The organism is Pseudomonas sp. PDM22, assembly GCF_014851965.1.
In the GTDB taxonomy this organism is placed as follows: Bacteria; Pseudomonadota; Gammaproteobacteria; order Pseudomonadales; family Pseudomonadaceae; genus Pseudomonas.
Map to the genome: position 1 here is coordinate 800,438 of NZ_JACVAR010000002.1, position 23,668 is coordinate 824,105.

The 23,668-nt window shown below is 64.4% G+C and carries 22 protein-coding genes; 18 read left to right on the forward strand and 4 right to left on the reverse strand.

From position 1 onward, the window contains the following. The 10 genes from lpxB to ispD all read left to right on the forward strand — a co-directional run bounded on the left by lpxB (nucleotide 1) and on the right by ispD (nucleotide 12,994). Nucleotides 1-1,143, forward strand: a complete 1,143-nt coding sequence (lpxB, locus tag IB255_RS09330; protein ID WP_081517897.1) for a lipid-A-disaccharide synthase — start codon at nucleotides 1-3, stop codon at nucleotides 1,141-1,143. Then, nucleotides 1,143-1,754, forward strand: a complete 612-nt coding sequence (gene rnhB / locus IB255_RS09335) for a ribonuclease HII (RefSeq protein WP_081517898.1) — start codon at nucleotides 1,143-1,145, stop codon at nucleotides 1,752-1,754. The genes lpxB and rnhB overlap by 1 nt, the downstream gene beginning before the upstream one ends. 154 nt (nucleotides 1,755-1,908) lie before the next feature. Then, a complete protein-coding gene (gene dnaE, locus IB255_RS09340) occupies nucleotides 1,909-5,439 on the forward strand; it encodes a DNA polymerase III subunit alpha (RefSeq protein WP_081517899.1) in 3,531 nt (1,176 codons plus the stop codon). A 123-nt stretch (nucleotides 5,440-5,562) separates the two neighbouring features. After that, nucleotides 5,563-6,513, forward strand: coding sequence for an acetyl-CoA carboxylase carboxyl transferase subunit alpha (gene accA / locus IB255_RS09345; RefSeq protein WP_192210124.1), 951 nt, complete (start codon nucleotides 5,563-5,565; stop codon nucleotides 6,511-6,513). 69 nt (nucleotides 6,514-6,582) lie between these two features. Next, the gene (gene tilS / locus IB255_RS09350) at nucleotides 6,583-7,902 is read left to right on the forward strand and encodes a tRNA lysidine(34) synthetase TilS (RefSeq protein ID WP_192210129.1); all 1,320 of its coding nucleotides are present in this window, start codon (nucleotides 6,583-6,585) and stop codon (nucleotides 7,900-7,902) included. A 171-nt stretch (nucleotides 7,903-8,073) separates the two neighbouring features. Next, the gene (locus IB255_RS09355; RefSeq protein ID WP_024766069.1) at nucleotides 8,074-9,702 is read left to right on the forward strand and encodes a CTP synthase; all 1,629 of its coding nucleotides are present in this window, start codon (nucleotides 8,074-8,076) and stop codon (nucleotides 9,700-9,702) included. Between the two features lie 2 nt (nucleotides 9,703-9,704). After that, nucleotides 9,705-10,550 (forward strand): 3-deoxy-8-phosphooctulonate synthase, encoded by an 846-nt coding sequence (gene kdsA / locus IB255_RS09360; protein WP_081517902.1) that lies wholly within the window; start codon nucleotides 9,705-9,707, stop codon nucleotides 10,548-10,550. A 107-nt stretch (nucleotides 10,551-10,657) separates the two neighbouring features. Continuing rightward, entirely contained in the window at nucleotides 10,658-11,947 is a 1,290-nt protein-coding gene (gene eno, locus IB255_RS09365; RefSeq protein ID WP_081517903.1) for a phosphopyruvate hydratase, read from the forward strand. Between the two features lie 67 nt (nucleotides 11,948-12,014). Next, nucleotides 12,015-12,299, forward strand: a complete 285-nt coding sequence (ftsB, locus tag IB255_RS09370; RefSeq protein WP_041711814.1) for a cell division protein FtsB — start codon at nucleotides 12,015-12,017, stop codon at nucleotides 12,297-12,299. Next, nucleotides 12,296-12,994 carry a 2-C-methyl-D-erythritol 4-phosphate cytidylyltransferase gene (gene ispD / locus IB255_RS09375; protein WP_151186279.1) on the forward strand — a complete coding sequence of 233 codons (699 nt, stop codon included), beginning with the start codon at nucleotides 12,296-12,298 and terminating at the stop codon, nucleotides 12,992-12,994. Before ftsB ends, ispD begins: the two co-directional genes overlap by 4 nt. Before the next feature lie 237 nt (nucleotides 12,995-13,231). On the opposite strand, the gene yedF is transcribed toward ispD, so the two are convergent. The 3 genes from yedF to IB255_RS09390 all read right to left on the reverse strand — a co-directional run bounded on the left by yedF (nucleotide 13,232) and on the right by IB255_RS09390 (nucleotide 15,634). Next, nucleotides 13,232-13,480, reverse strand: a complete 249-nt coding sequence (gene yedF / locus IB255_RS09380) for a sulfurtransferase-like selenium metabolism protein YedF (RefSeq protein WP_081517905.1) — start codon at nucleotides 13,478-13,480, stop codon at nucleotides 13,232-13,234. Next, complete coding sequence (yedE, locus tag IB255_RS09385; RefSeq protein ID WP_081517906.1) at nucleotides 13,446-14,672, reverse strand: selenium metabolism membrane protein YedE/FdhT; 1,227 nt, start codon at nucleotides 14,670-14,672, stop codon at nucleotides 13,446-13,448. Before yedE ends, yedF begins: the two co-directional genes overlap by 35 nt. 68 nt (nucleotides 14,673-14,740) lie before the next feature. Then, nucleotides 14,741-15,634 carry a LysR substrate-binding domain-containing protein gene (locus tag IB255_RS09390; protein ID WP_081517907.1) on the reverse strand — a complete coding sequence of 298 codons (894 nt, stop codon included), beginning with the start codon at nucleotides 15,632-15,634 and terminating at the stop codon, nucleotides 14,741-14,743. Nucleotides 15,635-15,850: 216 nt separating this feature from the next. On the opposite strand from IB255_RS09390, the gene IB255_RS09395 reads away from it, so the two are divergent. The 8 genes from IB255_RS09395 to rpoS all read left to right on the forward strand — a co-directional run bounded on the left by IB255_RS09395 (nucleotide 15,851) and on the right by rpoS (nucleotide 22,877). Further along, nucleotides 15,851-16,963: an S-(hydroxymethyl)glutathione dehydrogenase/class III alcohol dehydrogenase gene (locus tag IB255_RS09395; protein WP_081517908.1), complete on the forward strand. Its 1,113-nt coding sequence runs from the start codon at nucleotides 15,851-15,853 to the stop codon at nucleotides 16,961-16,963. A 45-nt stretch (nucleotides 16,964-17,008) separates the two neighbouring features. Further along, entirely contained in the window at nucleotides 17,009-17,860 is an 852-nt protein-coding gene (gene fghA / locus IB255_RS09400; protein WP_081517909.1) for an S-formylglutathione hydrolase, read from the forward strand. Between the two features lie 59 nt (nucleotides 17,861-17,919). Continuing rightward, complete coding sequence (gene ispF, locus IB255_RS09405) at nucleotides 17,920-18,393, forward strand: 2-C-methyl-D-erythritol 2,4-cyclodiphosphate synthase (RefSeq protein ID WP_081517910.1); 474 nt, start codon at nucleotides 17,920-17,922, stop codon at nucleotides 18,391-18,393. Next, a complete protein-coding gene (gene truD / locus IB255_RS09410) occupies nucleotides 18,390-19,448 on the forward strand; it encodes a tRNA pseudouridine(13) synthase TruD (RefSeq protein WP_081517911.1) in 1,059 nt (352 codons plus the stop codon). The genes ispF and truD overlap by 4 nt, the downstream gene beginning before the upstream one ends. Next, complete coding sequence (surE, locus tag IB255_RS09415) at nucleotides 19,436-20,194, forward strand: 5'/3'-nucleotidase SurE (RefSeq protein WP_081517912.1); 759 nt, start codon at nucleotides 19,436-19,438, stop codon at nucleotides 20,192-20,194. Before truD ends, surE begins: the two co-directional genes overlap by 13 nt. Nucleotides 20,195-20,219: 25 nt before the next feature. Continuing rightward, nucleotides 20,220-20,855, forward strand: coding sequence for a protein-L-isoaspartate(D-aspartate) O-methyltransferase (locus tag IB255_RS09420; protein ID WP_139791561.1), 636 nt, complete (start codon nucleotides 20,220-20,222; stop codon nucleotides 20,853-20,855). 73 nt (nucleotides 20,856-20,928) lie between these two features. Beyond that, complete coding sequence (locus IB255_RS09425) at nucleotides 20,929-21,777, forward strand: peptidoglycan DD-metalloendopeptidase family protein (RefSeq protein WP_081517914.1); 849 nt, start codon at nucleotides 20,929-20,931, stop codon at nucleotides 21,775-21,777. Between the two features lie 95 nt (nucleotides 21,778-21,872). Continuing rightward, nucleotides 21,873-22,877, forward strand: coding sequence for an RNA polymerase sigma factor RpoS (gene rpoS / locus IB255_RS09430; protein WP_045210031.1), 1,005 nt, complete (start codon nucleotides 21,873-21,875; stop codon nucleotides 22,875-22,877). 435 nt (nucleotides 22,878-23,312) lie between these two features. Here the strand turns inward: rpoS and fdxA are convergent, their stop codons facing one another. Continuing rightward, a complete protein-coding gene (gene fdxA / locus IB255_RS09435; RefSeq protein ID WP_015476292.1) occupies nucleotides 23,313-23,636 on the reverse strand; it encodes a ferredoxin FdxA in 324 nt (107 codons plus the stop codon). Between the last annotated feature and the right edge of the window lie 32 nt (nucleotides 23,637-23,668).

A 23,668-nucleotide genomic window follows, 5' to 3' on the forward strand; every position in this document is an offset into this window, starting at 1 on the left:
ATGCAATCGACCGCACGCAAGCTGCGCGTCGCCCTGGTCGCGGGCGAGGCGTCCGGCGATATCCTCGGCTCCGGCCTCATGCAGGCGCTCAAGCAGCGCCACCCCGACATCGAGTTCATCGGCGTCGGAGGCCCGCGCATGCAGGCCGAAGGGCTGCGGTCGCATTTCCCGATGGAGCGCCTGGCCGTCATGGGCCTGGTTGAGGTGCTGGGTCGCCTGCGCGAACTGCTGCGCCGGCGCAAGGACCTGCTGAAGATGCTGATCGCGGCCAAACCGGACGTGTTCATCGGCATCGACGCGCCGGACTTCAACCTGACTCTTGAATTGAAGCTGCGCCGCGCGGGCATCCGTACGGTGCACTACGTCAGCCCCTCGGTCTGGGCCTGGCGGCAGAAGCGTGTACTGAAGATCAAGGAAGCCTGCGACCTGATGCTCGCGCTTTTCCCCTTCGAGGCGCGTTTCTACGAAGAACATGCGGTGCCGGTGCGTTTCGTCGGGCATCCGCTGGCCAATACCATTCCGCTGGAAGCCGACCGCGCCGGTGCGCGCGAGCGTCTGGGGCTGCCGCAGGAAGCCAGCGTCGTCGCGCTCCTGCCCGGTAGCCGGGGAGGGGAGGTCGGCAAGCTCGGCGCGTTGTTCCTCGATACCGCCCAGCGCCTGCTCCAGGATCGCCCTGGCCTGCGCTTCGTGCTGCCTTGCGCGAGCCCCGAACGCCGCGTGCAGATCGAAGAAATGCTTGCGGGTCGCGATCTGCCGGTGCAATTGCTCGACGGAGCTTCCCACGAAGCGTTCGCCGCCTGCGACGCCGTACTGATCGCCTCCGGCACCGCCACGCTGGAAGCTCTGCTGTACAAGCGGCCGATGGTCGTCGCCTACAAGGTGGCGCCGATGACCTACCGCATCCTCAAGCGCCTGGTGAAGAGTCCGTACATCTCGCTGCCGAACCTGATGGCCGGCCGCCTGCTGGTGCCCGAGCTGATCCAGGATGCGGCGACTCCAGAGGCGCTGGCCATGACCTTGTTGCCCCTGCTCGACGACGGCAGTGTGCAGACCGAATCCTTCGACGCCATCCATCGCGCCCTGCGCCAGGATGCGTCCGCGCAGGCCGCCGAAGCGGTGCTCGCCCTGGTGGAGAAACGCTGATGCAGATGGGCCTGGACTTCACCCTGGTGGAAGAACTGGTGGCCGGTGTCGACGAAGTCGGTCGTGGTCCGCTGTGCGGCCCCGTGGTCACCGCGGCGGTGATCCTCGATCCGGCTCGTCCGATCAAGGGCCTCAACGACTCGAAGAAGCTCAGCGAAGCGCGCCGCGAAGCGCTGTTCGACGAGATCCGCGAGAAGGCCCTGGCCTGGTGCATCGCCCGTGCCGATGTGCACGAGATCGACCAGCTGAACATCCTTCACGCCACCATGCTCGCCATGCAGCGCGCGGTGGAAGGCCTCAGCGTCACGCCGAAACTGGCGCTGATCGACGGCAACCGCTGCCCGAAACTGAAGGTGCCTTCCGCGCCAGTCGTGCAGGGCGACGCCAAGGTGCCGGCCATCGCTGCCGCGTCGATCCTGGCCAAGGTCAGCCGCGACCGCGAGATGCAGGAAATGGAAGCGCAGTACCCCGGCTACGGCATCGGCGGCCACAAGGGCTACCCGACGCCAGTGCACCTGGAGGCGCTAAAGCGTCTGGGCCCGACGCCCATCCACCGTCGCTCCTTCGGGCCGGTGCGCGCGTTGCTGGAAAACCCTGCCGGCATCCTGTAACACCCTGTTATTACTCTGGAATTCCTCGCGGCCAGCGGCCCGCCGGTGACTTCAAACACCCGGCGCGACGGCTGGCCCATTGATCCCTGTAGCTTTGCGGACAGCCCCGGTACAATCCGGGGCTTGCCGTTTTTCGCGTTTGCCAAGGACCACCATGACCGCCACCTTCGTTCACCTGCGTCTGCACACCGAATTCTCCCTGGTCGACGGCCTGGTACGGGTCAAGCCGCTGATCAAGGCGGTGGGTGGGGCGGGCATGCCGGCGGTGGCGGTGACCGACCTGAGCAACATGTGCTCGCTGGTGAAGTTCTACAAGACGGCCATGGGTGGCGGGATCAAGCCGATCTGCGGCGCCGACATCTGGCTGGCCAACCGCGACGAGGACGGCCCTCTGACCCGCCTGACCCTGCTGGCGATGAACGCCAAGGGCTACCGCAACCTCACTGAGCTGATTTCCCGTGGCTGGCAGGAAGGCCAGCGCAACGGCGAGATCATCATCGAGCGGCAGTGGGTCAAGGACGCCGCCGAAGGCCTGATCGCGCTGTCCGGCTCCAAGGAAGGCGAGATCGGCATGGCGTTGCTGGAGGGTGACGACGCCCTGGCGGACTCGCTGTTGGCTGAGTGGCTGGAGGTCTTCCCGGACCGCTTCTACCTGGATATCCAGCGCACCAGTCGCGTCAACGACGAAGAACACGTGCATGCCGCCGTGGCCCTGTCCGCGCGCAGCGGCGCTCCGCTGGTGGCGACCAACGACGTGCGCTTCATCAAGGAAGCGGATTTCGAGGCCCACGAGACCCGCGTATGCATCGGCGAAGGCCGTGCCCTGGATGACCCGCGCCGTTCGCGCAGCTATTCCGACCAGCAGTACCTGAAGAGCCCGGAAGAAATGGCCGAGCTGTTCAGCGACATTCCCGAGGCTCTGGAAAACTCCGTCGAGATCGCCAAGCGCTGCAATATCGACGTGCAGCTGGGCAAGTACTTCCTGCCCAACTTCCCGATTCCCTTTGATGACATGGACATCAACGACTACCTGCGCCATGTCTCCTACGAGGGTCTGGAGGAGCGCCTGGCGGTGCTTTGGCCGAAGGACACCACGCCGAACTACGAAGAGAAGCGGCAGCTCTACGTCGATCGCCTGGAGTTCGAGCTGGGCACCATCATCCAGATGGGCTTCCCCGGCTACTTCCTGATCGTGATGGACTTCATCAAGTGGGCCAAGAACAACGGCGTGCCGGTAGGCCCTGGCCGGGGCTCGGGTGCCGGTTCGCTGGTCGCCTATGTGCTGAAGATCACCGACCTCGACCCGCTGGCCTATGACCTGCTGTTCGAACGCTTCCTGAACCCCGAACGTATTTCCATGCCCGACTTCGACGTCGACTTCTGCATGGAGGGCCGCGACCGGGTGATCGACTACGTGGCCGGCGCCTACGGCCGCAACGCGGTGAGCCAGATCATCACCTTCGGTTCCATGGCCGCGAAGGCGGTGGTGCGCGACGTGGCGCGGGTGCAGGGCAAGTCCTACGGCCTGGCCGACAAGCTGTCGAAGATGATTCCCTTCGAAGTGGGCATGACCCTGGAGAAGGCCTTCGAGCAGGAGGAAATGCTCCGCGACTTCCTCAAGACCGACGAGGAAGCCCAGGAAATCTGGGACATGGCGCTCAAGCTGGAAGGTGTGACCCGTGGTACCGGCAAACACGCCGGTGGTGTGGTGATCGCGCCGACCAAGCTGACCGACTTTGCCCCCATCGCCTGTGACGAAGAGGGCGCCGGTCTGGTGACCCAGTTCGACAAGGACGACGTGGAGGCCGCCGGTCTGGTGAAGTTCGACTTCCTCGGCCTGCGCACCCTGACCATCATCAAATGGGCGATGGAAATCATCCATCGCATCCAGCAGAAGGCTGGCGAGACCGATCTGGTCGACATCGATCGCATTCCGCTGGACGACAAGAAGACCTACGACCTGCTGCAGAAGGCGGAAACCACTGCGGTCTTCCAGCTTGAATCGCGCGGTATGAAGGAGCTGATCAAGAAGCTCAAGCCGGACTGCCTGGAAGACCTTATCGCACTGGTGGCGCTGTTCCGTCCCGGTCCGCTGCAGTCGGGCATGGTGGACGACTTCATCAACCGTAAGCACGGTCGTGAGGAAATCTCCTACCCGCACCCGGATTACCAGTACGCCGGCCTCGAACCGGTGCTCAAGCCGACCTACGGCATCATCCTGTACCAGGAACAGGTGATGCAGATCGCCCAGGTGATGGCGGGCTACAGCCTCGGTGGCGCGGACATGCTGCGCCGCGCCATGGGCAAGAAGAAGCCCGAGGAAATGGCCAAGCAGCGCGGCGGCTTCATCGAAGGCTGCTCCAGCAATGGCATCGACGAAAACCTCTCGGGCAACATCTTCGACCTGGTGGAAAAATTCGCCGGCTACGGCTTCAACAAGTCGCACTCGGCCGCCTACGGTCTGGTGTCGTACCAGACCGCCTGGCTGAAGACCCACTGGAAAGCCCCGTTCATGGCCGCGGTACTCACCGCGGATATGCAGAACACCGACAAGGTGGTGACGCTCATCGAAGAGTGCCGCCACATGAAGCTGCGCATCCTGGCGCCGGACGTGAACAACTCCGAGTTCCGCTTCACCGTCGACGAGGACAACCAGATCGTCTACGGCCTGGGCGCGATCAAGGGGGTGGGCGAAGGCCCGGTGGAAGCTATCACCGAGTGCCGCAACGAAGGCGGGCCATTCAAGACCCTGTTCGACTTCTGCGATCGCATCGACCTCAAGCGCGTCAACAAGCGCACCCTGGAGGCGCTGATCCGCGCCGGCGCGCTGGATCGCCTCGGCCCGCACTTCCATGAAGAGCAGAAGGCCTACCACGCCCACGTCGACATCAACCGCGCCGTGCTGCTGGCGTCCATGGAAGAAGCCGTCAAGGCCGCCGAGCAGACCTCGCGCAGCCACGACAGCGGCCACATGGACCTGTTCGGCGGCGTGTTCGCCGAGCCTGAGGCCGATGTCTATGCCAACCACCGCAAGGTCAAGGAGCTCAACCTCAAGGAGCGCCTGAAGGGCGAGAAAGACACCCTCGGCCTGTACCTGACCGGTCACCCCATCGACGAGTACGAAGGCGAAGTGCGACGTTTTGCCCGCCAGCGCATCGTCGAGCTGAAGCCCGCGCGTGATACCCAGACCGTTGCCGGCCTGATCGTCAACCTGCGGGTGATGAAGAACAAGCGTGGCGACAAGATGGGCTTCGTGACCCTGGACGATCGCTCCGGCCGCATCGAAGCCTCGTTGTTCGCCGAAGCCTTCGCCGCCAACCAGGCGCTGCTGCAGACCGACGCGCTGGTGGTGATCGAGGGCGAAGTCAGCCAGGACGATTTCTCCGGCGGCCTGCGCCTGCGCGCCAAGCGCGTGATGGGCCTGGAAGAGGCGCGCACCTCGCTGGCGGAAAGCCTGCGCGTGCGCGTCCACGCCGACGCGCTCAAGGGCGACCGTCTGCGCTGGCTGGCCGACCTGTGCACCCGTCACCGCGGCAGCTGCCCGGTCACCGTCGACTACAGTGGCGAGCAGGCGCGCGCCCTGTTGCAGTTCGGCGAGCAGTGGCGGATCGACCCGGCAGACAACCTGATTCAAGCGTTGCGTGACCAGTTCGGCCGCGACAACGTCTTCCTCAACTACCGCTAGTGAAGCCCGCTAGTGAAGCCGGTGGCCAAAGGCCGCCCGCCAGTCTCGACCCTTGGCGCCCGATACCGTAAGGTAGGGCGCCTACGGACCAGGCCCAGCCGCCAACAGAACGACGGATAGCCCATGAACCCGAATTTTCTCGATTTCGAACAGCCCATTGCCGACCTGCACGCCAAGATTGAAGAGCTGCGGTTGGTCGGTAACGACAACGCCCTGAACATCACCGACGAAATCTCCCGTCTGCAGGAGAAGAGCAAGGCGCTGACCGAGAATATCTTCGGCAACCTGTCCAGCTGGCAGATCGCCCAGCTCGCGCGCCATCCGCGTCGCCCCTATACGCTGGACTACATCGAGCACATCTTCACCGAGTTCGAAGAGCTGCACGGTGACCGCCACTTCTCCGACGACGCCGCGATTGTCGGTGGCGTTGCCCGCCTGGAAGACCAGCCGGTGATGATCATCGGCCACCAGAAGGGCCGCGAAGTGCGCGAGAAGGTGCGCCGCAACTTCGGCATGCCGCGTCCGGAAGGCTACCGCAAGGCCTGCCGCCTGATGGAAATGGCCGAACGCTTCAAGATGCCGATCCTGACCTTCATCGACACTCCCGGCGCCTACCCGGGCATCGACGCCGAAGAACGCGGCCAGAGCGAGGCGATCGCCTGGAACCTGCGCGTCATGGCGCGTCTGAAGACCCCGATCATCGCCACCGTGATCGGCGAGGGTGGCTCCGGCGGTGCACTGGCCATCGGCGTGTGCGACCAGCTGAACATGCTGCAGTACTCCACCTACGCGGTGATCTCGCCCGAAGGTTGCGCTTCGATCCTCTGGCGTACTGCCGAGAAGGCGCCGGAAGCGGCCGAAGCCATGGGCATCACCGCCAACCGCCTGAAGGAACTGGGTATCGTCGACAGCGTCATCCCCGAGCCGCTGGGCAGCGCCCACCGCGACCCGGCCGCGATGGCCGAGACCATCCGCAAGTCCCTGCTCGGCCAGCTCGACACGCTGAACCAGCTGAGCAGCGAAGAGCTCCTGGCGCGCCGTTACGAGCGCCTGATGAGCTACGGCGTCGCCTGATCGACGCCTTCGGCGCAGCGCGGGTGACGAGGTATCCTTGCCTCGTCCCCGACCCTGCCGATCTGCGCCATGTCTGCTGATTTCCAATCCCGATTGCTGACTTTTCTCGCGCCCTGGCGCAACGCGCCGGCGTGGCGTGTCGCCTTGTCCGGCGGGCTCGATTCCACCGTTCTCCTGCATCTCCTGGCGCAACTCGCTGCCTGCGAGGTCTTGCCGCCGATTTCCGCCATTCACGTGCACCACGGCCTGCAGGCTGTCGCTGATGCCTGGCCGGAACATTGCCAGCGTTTCTGCGACTCCCTTGGCGTGCCAATGCAGGTGGCGCGCGTGCAAGTCGATGACGGCGCCAGCCAGGAGCGCGCGGCGCGCGAGGCGCGGTATGCGGCTTTCGCCGCAGCGCTAGGGGAGGGCGAATGCCTGTTGACCGGCCAGCACCGTGACGATCAGGCGGAAACCGTCCTGTTCCGGCTGTTCCGCGGCGCCGGGGTGCGGGGCCTGTCCGCCATGGCGGCCAGTCGTCCGTTTGGCGCTGGAATGCTGCTGCGTCCGTTGCTGGGTTTCAGTCGCGCGGAGCTGGAGCGGTACGCCCGCAGTCATGGGCTGACCTGGGTGGAGGACCCGTCCAATGCCGGCGACGATTACGACCGCAACTACCTGCGCAACCGGGTGTTGCCGGGCATCGTCGAGCGCTGGCCTGCGGCCGTCGAAACCATCAGCCGCAGCGCCGAGCACCTGGCGGAAGCCGACGGGCTGCTGGGCGAGCTGGCACAAAGCGACCTGATTTCCGCTGGGGCGCGCAACGAATACATCGGCATGCAATTGCCCTCGCTGGCCATCGCCGCGCTGGCGGAGCTGAGTGAGCCGCGCCAGCGCAATGCATTGCGTCACTGGCTGGCACCGTTGGCTCGTCTGCCCGACCGCGCGCACTGGGCTGGCTGGCAGGACCTGCGTGACGCCCGCGAGGATGCCGAACCGATCTGGCGCCTCGCCGATGGTGAACTGCGCCGCGCTCATGGCCGGCTCTGGTGGTTGGCCAACCCCTGGCTCGGCTTCGTACCGGCGAATCAGGCCTGGCGTGATCCGGCGCAGCCGCTTTCGCTGCCGGACAACGGCTCGCTGCGTTTCGAGGGCGAACCGCCGAACGGGCCGCTGGAGGTTCGCTACCGGCAGGGTGGGGAGGTCATGCTGCTGGCCGGTCGAGGCTCCCGCGACCTCAAACGCCTGCTCAATGAAGCGGCCGTGCCGGCCTTCCTGCGTGGTCGTCTGCCGCTGCTCTGGCGAGCCGACGAACTGCTTGGCGTAGCCCTGCTGCCGGACCTGCGGGGGGAGGCGGGGCAGGGCTGGACTCTGCGCTGGACACCTCCGACGAATGACTCGGGTTTGAGCTGATAGCGGCTTTCCGGTAGACTACGCTCCCGTCTTGTACCGCTCCTGTTGATTCGCCTTCGAATCAGTGGGAGTTCGCTATTTTCACGACGAAGTCGTGAGCCGGGTCTTGTACCCGACACCTTCGCTTCCCCGGCGGCCGAGCCGCCTAAACGCTGACATTCAGGGCTTTTCATGACGCGCTACATCTTCGTCACGGGTGGTGTTGTTTCTTCATTGGGGAAAGGCATCGCCTCGGCTTCCTTGGCTGCCATTCTGGAAGCGCGTGGCCTGAAGATCACGATGCTCAAGCTGGACCCCTACATCAACGTCGATCCGGGCACCATGAGCCCGTTCCAGCACGGTGAGGTGTTCGTCACCCACGACGGCGCTGAGACCGACCTCGATCTGGGCCACTACGAGCGTTTCGTTCGTACCACGATGACCCAGAACAACAACTTCACCACCGGCCGCGTCTACATGGACGTGCTGCGCAAGGAGCGCCGTGGTGACTATCTGGGCGCCACCGTGCAGGTCATCCCGCACATCACCGACGAGATCAAGCGTCGCATCATCAAGGGCGCCGGCGATGCCGACGTGGCCCTGGTTGAAGTCGGCGGCACCGTCGGTGACATCGAGTCGCAACCCTTCCTTGAGGCTATCCGCCAGCTGCGCGTGGAGATCGGTTCGCGCCGCGCCATGCTGATGCACCTGACGCTGGTCCCGTACATCGCCACCGCTGGCGAGACCAAGACCAAGCCGACCCAGCACTCGGTCAAGGAACTGCGCTCCATCGGCCTGCAGCCTGACATCCTGATCTGCCGTTCCGACCATCCGGTGGACGTGTCCTCCCGCCGCAAGATCGCCCTCTTCACCAACGTGGAAGAGCGCGCGGTCATCTCGCTGGAAGACGTCGACACCATCTACCGCATTCCGTCCGTCCTGCACGCCCAGGGCGTCGACGACCTGGTCGTCGAGCGCTTCGGCCTGGAGTGCGGCCCCGCCGACCTGTCCGAATGGGACCGCGTGGTCGACGCCAAGCTCAACCCCGAGCGTGAAGTCACCATCGCCATGGTCGGTAAGTACATGGAACTGCTCGACGCCTACAAGTCGCTGATCGAAGCCATGACCCATGCCGGCATCCAGAGCCGCACCAAGGTCAACCTGCGCTACATCGACTCCGAGGACATCGAGCAGCAGGGCACCAGCCTGCTCGAAGGCGCCGACGCCATCCTGGTTCCGGGCGGCTTCGGCCTGCGCGGCGTGGAAGGCAAGATCACCGCCGTGCAGTACGCTCGCGAGAACAAGGTTCCGTACCTGGGCATCTGCCTGGGCATGCAGGTGGCCGTCATCGAATACGCCCGCAACGTGCTGGGCTGGACCGATGCCAACTCCACCGAGTTCGACAAGTCCAGCGGCCACCCGGTCGTCGGCCTGATCACCGAATGGCAGGACGCTACCGGCGCCACCGAAGTGCGCACCGAAGCCTCCGACCTGGGCGGCACCATGCGCCTGGGCGCCCAGGAATGCCTGCTGTCCGCCGGCACCCTGGTGCACGACTGCTACGGCAAGGAAGTGATCGTCGAGCGTCACCGTCACCGCTACGAAGTGAACAACAACCTGCGTCCGCAACTGGAAGCCGCTGGTCTGAAGATTTCCGGCCGCTCCGGCGACGGTGCGCTGGTGGAAGTCGTGGAAGCGCCGGACCATCCGTGGTTCGTGGCTTGCCAGTTCCACCCGGAATTCACCTCCACCCCGCGTGATGGTCACCCGCTGTTCAGCGGCTTCGTCAACGCCGCCCTGAAGCAAGCCGGGAAAGCCTGAACATGACCCAGAAGATCATCCGCGTCGGTGATATCCAGATCGGTAACGACCTGCCGTTCGTGCTGTTTGGCGGCATGAACGTGCTGGAGTCGCGCGACCTGGCGATGCAGGTCTGCGAAGAGTACGTCAAGGTCACCGAGAAGCTCGGTATCCCCTACGTGTTCAAGGCCAGCTTCGACAAGGCCAACCGTTCCTCGATCACCTCGTTCCGTGGTCCGGGCATGGAAGAAGGGCTGAAGATCTTCGAAGAGATCAAGAAGACCTTCAACGTGCCGGTCATCACTGATGTGCACGAGCCTTACCAGGCTGCTCCGGTGGCCGAGGTCTGCGACATCATCCAGTTGCCGGCCTTCCTGTCTCGGCAGACCGACCTGGTCGTGGCCATGGCCCGGACCAAAGCGGTGATCAATATCAAGAAGGCCCAATTCCTCGCGCCGCAGGAGATGAAACACATCCTGCGCAAATGCGAGGAGGCGGGTAACGACCAGCTGATCCTCTGCGAGCGTGGTTCCTCCTTCGGGTACAACAACCTGGTGGTGGACATGCTCGGCTTCGGCATCATGAAGCAGTTCGAGTACCCGGTGTTCTTCGACGTGACCCACGCCCTGCAGATGCCGGGCGGCCGCGCTGATTCCGCCGGCGGCCGCCGCGCCCAGGTCACCGACCTGGCCAAGGCCGGTATGAGCCAGGGCCTCGCCGGCCTGTTCCTGGAGGCCCACCCGGACCCTGAGAACGCCAAGTGCGACGGTCCGTGCGCCCTGCGTCTGAACAAGCTCGAGCCTTTCCTGTCCCAGCTCAAGCAGCTGGACGACCTGGTCAAGAATTTCCCCATTATCGAGACTGCCTGAGAATCCGCCCGATGTGCCCCGTAGCGTCAAGCTCGGCGGGGCATCGGGCAGGTTCTGATGTCTCACCAGCCGCCCCGTTTATCTCTATCTTCGGAGTGTTATCAAGAATGGCAAAGATCGTCGACATCAAGGGCCGTGAGGTCCTGGACTCCCGCGGCAACCCGACCGTTGAAGCGGACGTGATCCTGGACAACGGCATCGTCGGCAGCGCTTGCGCCCCGTCCGGTGCATCCACCGGTTCCCGCGAGGCTCTCGAACTGCGCGATGGCGACAAGAGCCGTTACCTGGGCAAGGGCGTGCTGAAAGCCGTGGCCAACATCAATGGCCCGATCCGCGACCTGCTGCTGGGCAAGGACGCGGCTGACCAGAAAGGTCTGGATCACGCGATGATCGACCTCGACGGTACCGAGAACAAGGGCAAGCTGGGCGCCAACGCCATCCTGGCCGTCTCCCTGGCTGCCGCCAAGGCTGCCGCTCAGGCCAAGGGCGTACCGCTGTACGCGCACATCGCCGACCTGAACGGCACCCCTGGCCAGTACTCCATGCCGGTTCCGATGATGAACATCATCAACGGCGGCGAGCACGCCGATAACAACGTCGACATCCAGGAGTTCATGGTTCAGCCGGTTGGCGCCAAGAACTTCGCCGACGCGCTGCGCATGGGCGCCGAGATCTTCCATCACCTCAAGGCCGTGCTGAAGGCCCGTGGCCTGAACACTGCCGTAGGTGACGAAGGTGGCTTCGCGCCGAACCTGGCTTCCAACGAAGACGCCCTGGCCGCCATCGCCGAAGCTGTCGCCAACGCCGGCTACAAGCTGGGCGACGACGTCACCCTGGCCCTGGACTGCGCCTCCTCCGAGTTCTTCAAGGACGGCCAGTACGACCTGGAAGGCGAAGGCAAGGTGTTCAGCGCCGAAGGTTTCGCCGACTACCTGGCCGGCCTGACCCAGCGCTACCCGATCATCTCCATCGAAGACGGCATGGACGAGTCCGACTGGGCTGGCTGGAAAGTCCTGACCGACAAGATCGGCGAGAAGGTACAGCTGGTCGGTGACGACCTGTTCGTCACCAACACCAAGATCCTCAAGCGCGGCATCGACGAGCAGATTGGCAACTCGATCCTGATCAAGTTCAACCAGATCGGCTCGCTGACCGAGACCCTGGAAGCCATCCAGATGGCCAAGGCCGCTGGCTTCACCGCGGTGATCTCGCACCGTTCGGGCGAAACCGAGGACAGCACCATCGCTGACCTGGCTGTCGGCACTGCCGCTGGTCAGATCAAGACCGGTTCCCTCTGCCGCTCCGACCGCGTTTCCAAGTACAACCAACTGCTGCGCATCGAAGAGCAACTGGGCGCCAAGGCGCCGTACCGTGGTCGCGCGGAATTCCGCGGCTGATCCTGATACTAGTCTGGTACGGTAAAGGGGTGGCACGAGCCACCCCTTTGCGTATGGAGCTGATGGTTTGAGGTTACGTAGCCCTTACTGGCTGTTCGTCGTGCTGATCCTGGCGCTGGCCGGCCTGCAGTATCGCCTGTGGATTGGTGATGGCAGCCTGGCGCAGGTGCGTGACCTGCAGAAGCAGATCGCCGACCAGCAGGGCGAGAACGAGCGCCTGCTCGAGCGTAACCGCATCCTCGAGGCGGAAGTCGCCGAGCTCAAGAAAGGCACCGAGACCGTCGAGGAGCGTGCGCGCCACGAACTCGGCATGGTCAAGGACAAGGAAACCCTCTACCAGCTCGCGCAATGACCACACCCGCCTTCTGGGCCGTGATCCCGGCCGCCGGCATCGGTTCGCGGATGCGCGCCGACCGCCCCAAGCAATACCTCGACCTTGCCGGTCGCAGCATTCTCGAACGCACCCTCGACTGCTTCCTCGGCCATCCCCGGCTGAAGGGTCTGGTGGTGTGCCTGGCCGCCGACGATCCCTGGTGGCCGACCTTGCCGAGTGCTTCCAACGAACTGATCCAGCGTGCCGACGGTGGCCGCGAGCGCGCCGATTCCGTGCTCAATGGCCTGCTGCGCCTGACCGAGCTGGGCGCTGGCAGTGACGACTGGGTGCTGGTGCACGACGCCGCCCGGCCGAACCTGGCTCGCGCTGATCTGGATCGCCTGTTGGGCGAGCTGGAGTTCGACGCCGTGGGTGGCCTGCTCGGGGTCCCCGCGCGGGATACCCTGAAACGCGTTGGCGCTGACGGCCGCGTGGTGGAAACCATCGACCGCAGCGTGGTCTGGCAGGCCTATACCCCGCAGATGTTCCGCCTCGGCGCGCTGCACCGCGCGCTCGCCGATGCGCTGGTGGCCGATGCGGCCATCACCGACGAGGCCTCTGCCATGGAGTGGGCGGGCTATGCGCCGCGCATGGTGGAAGGGCGGGTGGACAACATCAAGGTCACCACCCCGGAAGACCTGCAGCGCCTGCAGCGCAATTTCGCCAAGCACTGAATCCCGCCGGCGCCGCTGCTCCGGCATATCCGGTCCCTGTAGGAGCGAGGGGGACGCCATCGTTTTGCTCGCGAACCCGCCCGGCACCGAAGCTGTAGGGCGAATAATCTGGAACAGATTATCCGCCGGCGTTGTGCGGCGGATAACGCTGGCGCGTTATGCAGCCCTACGACTGCAGGAGTGCGCCATGTGCACGATCGCGGGCACGGCCCGCTCCTACAGATTGAGCGCCGGGCATCAGCCCAGCAGCGGCACCTCGATCAGGAAGCGAAACAGCGCCCCGTGCTGTTCCACCGCCAGACAGTGATAGCCATGGCGCTTCGTGTCTTCCGGAATGCCGTGCACCGACTGCGAACAGTCGGTGATCACCTCCAGCAGATCGCCTGGCTTGAGCGTCTCCAGGGTTTCCAGGGTGGCGATGGCGTTGTAGGGGCAGTGTTCGCCGCGCAGATCAAGCGACAGCGTCGGCGTCTTGGTGTCGGGCATCGGACGGTTTCCGTTTACGGGTGAAGCGTTGCGCGTTGAGTTGTACCAGCAGCATGCACAGGGCGAGGCCGGCGAAGGTGATCAGCAGGCCGCCGCCAGGGCCGAACTCCTGCAACAGGTTGAGCTTGGGATAGGGCAGGGCAAGGCTGGTGCCGAGCGGGTCCCAGTACACCGCGACCAGGGTGCCGCCGATGACGTTGCCGACGCCTACCACCCAGAAGTGCACCTGGCCTTCCATCGAGCGATACATCCAGCCCGTTTCGCAGCCGCCGGCCAGCACGATGCCGATGCCGAACAGCACACCACCGATCACGGCATTCGGACCCATCCAGAAGATCTTCGGCGGCAGGCCGTTGTGGATCGCCGCGAAGGTGCCGACGCAGGCGGCTGCCATGCCCAGCAGGATACCCAGTGCGGCCTGGGTTCGGCCGGTGGTCCAGAGGTCACGGGCGGCGCTGGTGAAGCAGATCTGTGCGCGTTCGATCAGGCCGCCGAATAGCAGGCCGAACAGGCAGGCCATGCCCAGCACCAGCGAGACTTCGAAGCGCCAGGCAGCGAACAGCGCAGCGATCGCCAGCACGCCCATGCCCAGGCGCCATTGCAGCTTGGCACGGCGAGCGAGCGCTTCGGCAGTTGGCAGGGCGGCGGCCTTGCCTCCGACTTTGAGCGGAATGCGCAGGAAGGGCAGCAGGCTGATCTTCACGCCGAACCAGGCACCGAGCACCGTGGAGAACATGAAGGCCCAGGCGTGCACGGAGAACATCGGGATGCCGGTGAAGAAGGCCGCCAGGTTGCAGCCCATCGCCAGGCGCGCGCCGAATCCGGCGATCACTCCGCCGACCAGGCCCTGCAGCAGGCGGCGCTTGCTGGTCGGCCAGCGCAGGCTGACGTTGCCGGCCCAGAGCGCGCAGGCCAGCGCGCCGAGGAACATGCCGATGATCATCACGCCATCGATGCGGTCGAGCGGCGTGCCTTGGAGGCCGATGATCTTGAAGTAGCTCCATTCCTGGGGCTGCAGGCCGAACCAGGACAGCACGTGACCGCCCCAGCGGGTGAACTCGCCGGTGACTGCCCAGAAGGTGCCGGTCATGGCGAAGTAGTAGGCGGAGATGACGCCCAGGGCAACCAGGGTTGGCAGGGGCGACCAGAAGCGCAGCAGATAGCGCTCCCGGAAAGAAGTAAGGGCTGACATCTCGTCGTCCTTGATCCGAAGGGTGGGAAACCGCCCATTCTAGCCAACGCGTCTTTCAGGCGCTTGTTTCAGGGCAACGGAGTGGGTTGAAGATGCTGCAGGCCTTCCTTCAGATGATCCACCAGCTGCCGCACCTTGGGCGACAGGTGCCGTTGCTGTGGATAAAGCGCCCAGACCCCCGTGTTGGGCGGCTGGTGCGCATCCAGTAGGGACACCAGGCGGCCGCTGCGCAGGTGTTCCAGTACGTAGTAGTCCGGCAACTGGCACAGTCCGAAGCCGCGCAATGCCGCATCGAGCACCGCCTGGCCGCTGTTGCAGCGCCAGTTGCCCTGTACCCGGTGCTGGGTTTCGCGGCCGTCCTCGAGGAAGCTCCACTGGTCGCTGCTGCCCACCAGGCAGTTGTGTTGCGCCAGTTCCGCGACGCTCTGTGGTGCGCCGTGACGCGCCAGATAGTCCGGGGTAGCGCAGAGATACATCACGCGCGGCGCCAGGCGAGTCGCCACGAGCCGCGAATCGCTCAGGCGGCCGAGGCGGATCGCCAGGTCGAAGCCTTCGTGGAGCAGATCAAGCTGACGGTTGGACAGCTCGATCTCCACCCGCAGTTGCGGAAACTGCGCCATGAATTCGTTCACCAGCGGCACCACGAAGCGCTCGCCGTAGGCCACGGCGCAGGTCATGCGCAGCAGGCCCTTGGGCTCGGCGGACAGATCGCTGACCGCACGCAGTGCCTCCTCGCGGGCATCCTGCAGGCGTCGGCAGTGCTGCAGGAAGGTCTGCCCGGCTTCGCTCAGCGTCACCTTTCGCGTGCTGCGGTAGAGCAGGCGCGTCTGCAGTCGCTCTTCCAGTCGCGCGACCTGGCGGCTGACGTGCGACGAAGAAACCCCTAGGCGTTCGGCGGCGGCGGTGAATTGGCCGGTTTCGGCGACGGCGACGAATTCGTCCAGTCCTTCCCAGCGGTGCATCTGGATTATCCCTGTATGGCAATAATGTTTTGATTATTGCCTGATTATTCCCTGAAACGGGGTTTTCTACACTTCCAAGGCTTTGGGGCGTGCTTTTGCCGCGCTGCCCCGAACGCTCCCCGACGTGGCCCAGGCCCGTCCCGGTTTCTCGGCCACCGCGCCGAACCCGTCCGCCCCAGGCGGGCGTTGTCGTTTCCTTCGTTCAGGAGTTTCCCGATGATCAAGTCCCGTGCCGCCGTCGCCTTCGCCCCCAACAAGCCGTTGGAAATCGTCGAAGTGGATGTTGCGCCGCCGCAGAAGGGCGAAGTGCTGGTGCGCATCGTCGCCTCCGGAGTCTGCCACACTGACGCGTACACCCTGTCCGGCCAGGATTCCGAAGGCGTGTTCCCGTGCATCCTGGGCCACGAGGGTGGCGGCATTGTTGAAGCGGTGGGCGAGGGCGTGACCTCGCTGAAAGTGGGCGACCACGTGATCCCGCTGTACACCGCCGAATGCCGCGAGTGCAAATTCTGCAAATCCGGCAAGACCAACCTCTGCCAGGCCGTGCGCGCCACCCAGGGCAAGGGCCTGATGCCCGACGGCACCAGCCGCTTCTCCTACAAGGGAGAGCCGATCTTCCACTACATGGGCTGCTCGACCTTCTCCGAGTACACCGTGCTGCCGGAAATCTCCCTGGCGAAGATCCCCGAGGAGGCGCCGCTGGAGAAGGTCTGCCTGCTCGGTTGCGGTGTGACCACCGGCATCGGCGCCGTGCTGAACACTGCCAAGGTGGAAGAGGGCGCTACCGTCGCCATCTTCGGCCTGGGCGGCATCGGCCTGGCGGCGATCATCGGCGCGAAGATGGCCAAGGCCTCGCGCATCATCGCGGTGGACATCAACCCGGCGAAGTTCGATATCGCCAAGGAACTGGGTGCCACCGATTTCGTCAATCCGAAGGATCATCAGAAGCCGATTCAGGAAGTCATCGTCGAAATGACGGATGGCGGCGTGGACTATTCCTTCGAGTGCGTGGGCAACGTCCAGCTGATGCGTGCGGCGCTGGAGTGCTGCCACAAGGGCTGGGGCGAATCCACCATCATCGGCGTCGCCGGTGCCGGCCAGGAAATCAGCACCCGTCCGTTCCAGCTGGTCACCGGTCGTGTCTGGCGCGGTTCCGCCTTCGGCGGCGTGAAGGGCCGCACCGAGCTGCCGACCTACGTGGAAAAGGCGCAGAAGGGCGAAATCCCGCTGGATACCTTCATCACCCACACCATGGGCCTGGAGAAGATCAACGAGGCCTTCGACCTGATGCACGAAGGCAAGAGCATCCGCTCCGTCATCCATTACTGATCGAACCGCCGGGCGCGCCACGCGCCCGGCCTCACAGGAGGCTCCATGACGGATTCCATCGAACTCATCAGCACCCAGAAGAGCTTCGGCGGCTGGCATCAGCGCTACCGCCACCGTTCCGCCACCCTCGGCTGCGACATGGTCTTCGCGGTGTATCTGCCGCCCCAGGCCGAGCCCGAGGCGGGCTTGCCGGTGCTGTACTGGCTGTCCGGCCTGACCTGCACCGACGAGAACTTCATGCAGAAGGCCGGCGCGCAGCGCATGGCTGCTGAGCTGGGGATTGTCATCGTCGCGCCGGACACCAGCCCGCGCGGGCCGGAAGTGCCGGGCGATCCAGATGGCGCCTGGGACTTCGGCCTTGGTGCCGGCTTCTACGTCAATGCCACCCAGGAACCCTGGGCGCGCCACTACCGGATGCACGATTACGTGGTGCAGGAGCTGCCTGCGCTGATCGAGGCGAACTTCCCGGTTTCCCAGAAGCGCGGCATCAGCGGCCACTCCATGGGGGGCCATGGCGCGCTGATCTGCGCCCTGCGCAACCCGGGCCGCTACCTGTCGCTGTCGGCCTTTGCGCCCATCACCCATCCCAGCGATTGCCCATGGGGTCAGAAGGCCCTGGGCCGCTTCCTCGGTGAAGATCCGGCGGCCTGGCGTGAGTGGGATGCCGTGGAACTGCTGGCGAATGCCAGTGAGCGCCTGCCGATCCTGGTGGACCAGGGCGAGCGCGACGACTTCCTCGCCGTGCAGCTCAAGCCCGAAGCCCTGCGCGAAGCTGCCGCTGCGGTCGGCCATCCGCTGGACCTGCGCCTGCAGCCCGGCTACGACCACAGCTACTACTTCATTGCGAGCTTCATCGATGATCACCTGCGCCACCACGCTGCGGCGCTCTGTGGCTGACACCCTCGGGGCAGTGATCCGGTAGAATCGACGCCCTGACATCTACAGGGCGTTATTTCATGCGTATCGGACATGGCTACGACGTGCACCGCTTCGGCGAGGGCGACTTCATCACCCTCGGCGGCGTGCGTATTCCCCACAAGTTCGGGCTCGTCGCCCACTCCGACGGCGACGTGCTGTTGCACGCGCTCTCCGATGCCCTGCTGGGCGCCTGCGCGCTGGGCGATATCGGCAAGCACTTCCCCGACACCGACCCGCAGTTCAAGGGTGCCGACAGCCGCGCGCTGCTGCGCCACGTGCTGAGCCTGGTGGAAGCCAAGGGCTGGAAGGTGGAAAACGTCGACACCACCATCATCGCCCAGGCGCCGAAGATGGCGCCGCACATCCAGAGCATGCGCGAGAGCATCGCCGCCGACCTGAAGGTCGAACTGGACCAGGTCAACGTCAAGGCCACCACCACCGAGAAACTCGGCTTCACCGGCCGAGAAGAGGGCATCGCGGTCCACGCTGTCGCCTTGCTGGTTCGCGCATGACGGAGCTGGAACTGCTGGGCCCGCGCGCCCATGGCGATGCCTGCGGAAGCGCCGTGCTCAAGGCCGTGGCGGAAGATTTCCAGGTCGACGAAGTGCTGGACATCCCGCTCTCCGGCGACGGCGAACACCTCTGGCTGTGGGTCGAGAAGCGCGGCCTGAACACCGAAGAAGCCGCCCGTCGCCTGGCCCGTGCCGCCGGCGTACCGGTGAAGATGATCAGCTACGCCGGCCTCAAGGATCGCCAGGCGCTGACCCGCCAGTGGTTCAGCCTGCACCTGCCGGGCAAGTCCGATCCGGACCTGGCCGCCGCCGAGGACGACAGCCTGCGCATCCTCGAGCGCAACCGCCATCGCCGCAAACTGCAACGCGGCGCGCATTCGGCCAACGGCTTCACCCTGCGCCTGACCGAGTTGCAGGCCGATCGCGAACAACTCGAAGCGCGCCTGAAGGCCCTGGTCGCCCAGGGCGTGCCGAACTACTTCGGTACCCAGCGTTTCGGCCATGACGGCGGCAACGTCTTCGACGCCCGTGGCTTCGCCGAGCGTGGCAAGTTGCCGGAACATCGCAACATGCGCTCGCGGATGCTCTCGGCGGCCCGCAGCTTCATCTTCAACCAGGTGCTGGCCCGCCGCGTCGCGGAAGGCACCTGGAACCAGGCGCGGGTCGGCGACCTGCTGGCGTTCACCGACAGCCGCAGCTTCTTCCCCGCTGGCGAAGCGGAGTGCTCCGACCCGCGCCTCGCCGCGCTCGACCTGCACCCCACCGGTCCGATGTGGGGCGAGGGCGATTCACCGGCGACGAACCAGCCCGGAGAGATCGAAAGCAGCGTACAGCAGGCGGAGATGGCGCTTTGCCAGTGGCTCGCCAGTGCGGACATGGCGCACGAACGGCGCATTCTGCGCCTCCCCATCCCGGGTCTTACATGGCATTATCCCGCCCCTGACATTCTGCAACTGGAATTCGTCCTGCCGGCTGGCTGCTTCGCCACCGTGGTAGTGCGCGAGCTGATCGACCTCGTGCCGGCAGGGCAGACGGAAAGCCCATGCGCATATTGATTGCCAACGACGACGGGGTCACTGCACCCGGTATCGCCGCGCTTCACGACGCGCTGTCCGACTATGCGGACTGCATCGTGATCGCCCCGGAAGCCGATCGTAGCGGAGCGAGTAGTTCGCTGACGCTGGATCGGCCGCTGCATCCCCATCGCCTGGGCAATGGTTTCATCAGCCTCAACGGCACCCCGACCGACTGCGTGCACCTGGGCCTCAACGGCCTGCTCGAAGAAGTGCCGGAAATGGTCGTCTCGGGCATCAACCTGGGCGCCAACCTGGGCGACGACGTACTCTATTCGGGCACCGTGGCAGCGGCCCTGGAGGGGCGTTTCCTGTCCCGCCCGGCCTTTGCCTTCTCGCTGTGCTCGCGCCTGACCGACAACCTGCCGGCCGCCATGCACTTCGCCCGCCTGCTGGTGGAGTCCCACGAGAAGCTCGAGCTGCCGCCGCGCACCGTGCTCAACGTGAATATTCCCAACCTGCCGCTGGAGCGCATCAAGGGCATCCAGCTGACCCGCCTGGGGCATCGTGCCCGCGCCAAGCCGCCGGTCAAGGTGGTCAATCCGCGTGGCAAGGAAGGCTACTGGATCGCCGCTGCCGGCGATGCCGAGGATGGCGGCGAGGGCACCGATTTCCACGCGGTCATGCAGGGTTACGTGTCGATCACGCCGCTGCAGATGGACCGGACCTTCCGGGAGGCGTTCAATGTCCTTGGCGACTGGCTCGGAGGGCTCGACCATGGCCAATGAATTGTCGCGTCGCGGCGGGATCGGCATGACGTCCCAGCGCACCCGCGAGCGTCTGATCCAGCGTCTCTACGAAGAGGGCCTGTCCAACGCCCGCGTGCTGGAAGTGATCCGTCGTACGCCGCGCCACCTGTTCGTCGACGAGGCGCTGTCGCACCGCGCCTACGAAGACACCGCTCTGCCCATCGGGCACAACCAGACCATCTCGCAGCCCTTCATGGTGGCGCGGATGACCGAGTTGCTGCTGGCCGCCGGCCCGCTGGACAAGGTGCTGGAGATCGGCACCGGCTCCGGCTACCAGACCGCCGTGCTGTCGCAACTGGTGGAGCGGGTGTTCTCCGTCGAGCGCATCCAGGCCCTGCAGGATCGCGCCAAGGAGCGACTTGCGGAGCTAAACCTGAGAAATGTTGTCTTTCGTTGGGGCGATGGCTGGGAAGGCTGGCCCGCCCTTGCGCCTTACAACGGCATCATTGTCACCGCGGCAGCGGCCGAGGTCCCGCAGGCGCTGCTGGACCAGCTGGCGCCTGGGGGGCGGCTGGTGATTCCGGTCGGCGGCGGCGAGGTGCAGCAACTGATGCTGATCGTCCGCACCGAGGACGGCTTCCAGCGCCAGGTGCTGGATTCCGTACGCTTCGTCCCGCTGCTCAACGGTCCGCTAGGCTGAGAGCAAGCCGGTCAAGTCTGCGGTAACTGCCGGCCAGTGAGGCTGGACGTCAATTCATGGATAAGGGGGATGGGTGAGCTTGACAGCGACCCTGTGTCAACGGAACTGGATCAAGGGCCTGGGCCACGCTGTGGTGGCCATTGCCGTCTGCTCTCTGCTGGCGGCCTGTTCTTCGACTTCGCGCAGCACCACGACCGTGGTGGACCGCAATGCCCAGCAGAAGCCGGCTGTCACCAGCGGGCAGTATCTGGTGCGCCGCGGTGACACGCTGTACTCCATCGCCTTCCGTTACGGCTGGGACTGGAAAGCCCTGGCCGCGCGCAACAACATCTCCGCGCCGTACACCATTCGCCCCGGCCAAACCATCCGCTTCGATGGTGGCTCGTCGACAGCACCGTCTGTCGCAAAAAATACGACGCCTGTCGCTCCAGTCGTAGTCAACAAACCGACATCCACACCGGCAACCGCCAGCAAACCGACCACGCCTGCTGTCACGACTCCGGCGCAGCCCCCCGCCAGCGGCGGAACTCCGGCGGTTGCAGGGGGGGCTCCGGGGGGCTGGATATGGCCGACCAATGGCACTCTCATTGGGCGTTTTGCATCAAACGGCAGTTTGAATAAAGGGATTGATATAGGCGGGCAATTGGGCCAGCCTGTCCTGGCTGCGTCTAATGGCACGGTGGTGTACGCCGGTAGTGGTTTGCGGGGCTACGGCGAACTCGTGATCATCAAGCACAGCGATACCTACGTGAGCGCCTACGGTCACAACCGTAGGTTGCTGGTGCGGGAAGGGCAACAGGTCAAAGTCGGGCAGAACATTGCCGAGATGGGCTCCACAGGGACCGACCGGGTGAAGCTGCACTTCGAGATTCGCCGCCAGGGTAAACCTGTAGATCCGCTGCAATACCTGCCAAGTCGTTGACGCTTGCTGTTCCCCTGCGTGGGTGAGCGGGCCTAGGTGTCCTAAGGATAAGGAAGCACCTGGGCTTGTTGTCGAACTCAGCAAGGGATAACGACATGGCACTTAAAAAAGAAGGGCCGGAGTTTGACGTCGATGATGAAGTGCTCCTGCTGGAGCCTGGCATCATCCTCGAAGAGTCATTTGCCGAAGAGCAGGTATCGCTTCGAGTCACTCCTAAAGCCACCTCACTCTCGTCTCTCAAGCAACACAAGCACATCGACTACAGCCGCGCGCTCGACGCGACCCAGCTGTATCTGAATGAAATCGGTTTCTCGCCGCTCCTGACTCCGGAAGAGGAAGTCCATTTCGCGCGTCTCGCGCAGAAGGGCGACCCGGCCGGTCGGCGGCGAATGATCGAAAGCAACCTGCGTCTGGTGGTGAAGATCGCGCGACGTTACGTCAACCGCGGCCTTTCCCTGCTCGACCTGATCGAAGAGGGCAACCTCGGGCTGATCCGCGCGGTGGAGAAATTCGACCCCGAACGTGGCTTCCGCTTCTCCACCTATGCAACCTGGTGGATTCGTCAGACCATCGAACGGGCCATCATGAATCAGACCCGCACCATTCGTTTGCCGATCCATGTGGTGAAGGAACTCAATGTCTACCTGCGGGCCGCTCGCGAGCTGACCCACAAGCTGGACCACGAGCCGTCGCCCGAGGAAATCGCCAACCTGCTCGAGAAGCCGGTGGAAGAGGTCAAGCGGATGCTTGGTCTGAACGAGCGGGTCACTTCGGTGGATGTTTCCCTCGGCCCGGATTCGGACAAGACCCTGCTCGATACCCTGACCGACGACCGTCCCACTGATCCCTGCGAACTGCTGCAGGACGACGACCTCAGCGAGAGCATCGACCTTTGGCTGTCGGAGTTGACCGACAAGCAGCGCGAGGTGGTGATTCGCCGCTTTGGCCTGCGTGGCCATGAAAGCAGTACCCTGGAGGAAGTCGGCCAGGAAATCGGCCTGACTCGCGAGCGTGTCCGGCAGATCCAGGTTGAGGCCCTCAAGCGTCTGCGCGAGATTCTCGAGAAGAACGGCCTGTCGAGCGACGCACTGTTCCAGTAGCGTTCAGGTCGACAACGAAGAAGCCCGGATGATTCCGGGCTTTTTTATGCGTCGCGATGTAAGCATTCGCTTACATAGTGTGTGAGTGTTCCGCTTGAAGTGTCGCCAGCCTTGACGTCTAATTTTCTTATCTTGTTGTTTTGTAAGCATTTTATTTCAATGATGGGGCGCTGGCGGTGGTGGATGCGCGGAAGTGTCCCAGTTGCCGTGTTCCGGCAGGCGGGTAATATCACTCCTGCGTACACGGAAAGGCGCAGGCCGGTAAGGATGTCGGTCAGGACCCACCGCAGGATGCGGTTCATCAGGATGATGAAGAAGGGAAGAAAGAGTGGGCGGGTTATCCCGCCCCTTTTTTTGCCTGCAGAAAAGTGAAGCATCCAGATGCAGAAAGGCCCGCACCAGGCGGGCCTTTTCTATTTCCGGAGGTGCTGGAAATCAGCGCTCCAGATACTGCATCTTGTTCGGCTTGCCGTCCCACTCTTCGGCGTCCGGCAGGGAGTCCTTCTTCTCGGTGATGTTCGGCCATACATCGGCCAGATCCTTGTTCAGCTCGATGAACTCCTGCATGCCATCCGGGACCTCGTCCTCGGAGAAGATCGCCTGTGCCGGGCACTCCGGTTCGCACAGGGCGCAGTCAATGCACTCATCCGGGTGGATGACCAGGAAGTTCGGGCCTTCGTAGAAGCAGTCCACCGGGCATACTTCCACGCAGTCGGTGTATTTGCACTTGATGCAGTTGTCGGTGACGACGAAGGTCATTTCTAATTTTCTCCTCAGGCGGGCGGCTAAGC

What these genes read in the sequence shown, in the direction of transcription:
- IB255_RS09420 (WP_139791561.1), top strand. Translation starts at nt 20,220, where the DNA reads ATGACGTCCCAGCGCACCCGCGAGCGTCTGATCCAGCGTCTCTACGAA.
- rpoS (WP_045210031.1), top strand. Translation starts at nt 21,873, where the DNA reads ATGGCACTTAAAAAAGAAGGGCCGGAGTTTGACGTCGATGATGAAGTG.
- fghA (WP_081517909.1), top strand. Translation starts at nt 17,009, where the DNA reads ATGACGGATTCCATCGAACTCATCAGCACCCAGAAGAGCTTCGGCGGC.
- yedF (WP_081517905.1), bottom strand. Translation starts at nt 13,480, where the DNA reads ATGCCCGACACCAAGACGCCGACGCTGTCGCTTGATCTGCGCGGCGAA.
- lpxB (WP_081517897.1), top strand. Translation starts at nt 1, where the DNA reads ATGCAATCGACCGCACGCAAGCTGCGCGTCGCCCTGGTCGCGGGCGAG.
- truD (WP_081517911.1), top strand. Translation starts at nt 18,390, where the DNA reads ATGACGGAGCTGGAACTGCTGGGCCCGCGCGCCCATGGCGATGCCTGC.
- ispD (WP_151186279.1), top strand. Translation starts at nt 12,296, where the DNA reads ATGACCACACCCGCCTTCTGGGCCGTGATCCCGGCCGCCGGCATCGGT.
- ispF (WP_081517910.1), top strand. Translation starts at nt 17,920, where the DNA reads ATGCGTATCGGACATGGCTACGACGTGCACCGCTTCGGCGAGGGCGAC.
- IB255_RS09355 (WP_024766069.1), top strand. Translation starts at nt 8,074, where the DNA reads ATGACGCGCTACATCTTCGTCACGGGTGGTGTTGTTTCTTCATTGGGG.
- yedE (WP_081517906.1), bottom strand. Translation starts at nt 14,672, where the DNA reads ATGTCAGCCCTTACTTCTTTCCGGGAGCGCTATCTGCTGCGCTTCTGG.
- IB255_RS09390 (WP_081517907.1), bottom strand. Translation starts at nt 15,634, where the DNA reads ATGCACCGCTGGGAAGGACTGGACGAATTCGTCGCCGTCGCCGAAACC.
- fdxA (WP_015476292.1), bottom strand. Translation starts at nt 23,636, where the DNA reads ATGACCTTCGTCGTCACCGACAACTGCATCAAGTGCAAATACACCGAC.
- dnaE (WP_081517899.1), top strand. Translation starts at nt 1,909, where the DNA reads ATGACCGCCACCTTCGTTCACCTGCGTCTGCACACCGAATTCTCCCTG.
- tilS (WP_192210129.1), top strand. Translation starts at nt 6,583, where the DNA reads ATGTCTGCTGATTTCCAATCCCGATTGCTGACTTTTCTCGCGCCCTGG.
- IB255_RS09395 (WP_081517908.1), top strand. Translation starts at nt 15,851, where the DNA reads ATGATCAAGTCCCGTGCCGCCGTCGCCTTCGCCCCCAACAAGCCGTTG.
- kdsA (WP_081517902.1), top strand. Translation starts at nt 9,705, where the DNA reads ATGACCCAGAAGATCATCCGCGTCGGTGATATCCAGATCGGTAACGAC.
- accA (WP_192210124.1), top strand. Translation starts at nt 5,563, where the DNA reads ATGAACCCGAATTTTCTCGATTTCGAACAGCCCATTGCCGACCTGCAC.
- surE (WP_081517912.1), top strand. Translation starts at nt 19,436, where the DNA reads ATGCGCATATTGATTGCCAACGACGACGGGGTCACTGCACCCGGTATC.
- eno (WP_081517903.1), top strand. Translation starts at nt 10,658, where the DNA reads ATGGCAAAGATCGTCGACATCAAGGGCCGTGAGGTCCTGGACTCCCGC.
- rnhB (WP_081517898.1), top strand. Translation starts at nt 1,143, where the DNA reads ATGCAGATGGGCCTGGACTTCACCCTGGTGGAAGAACTGGTGGCCGGT.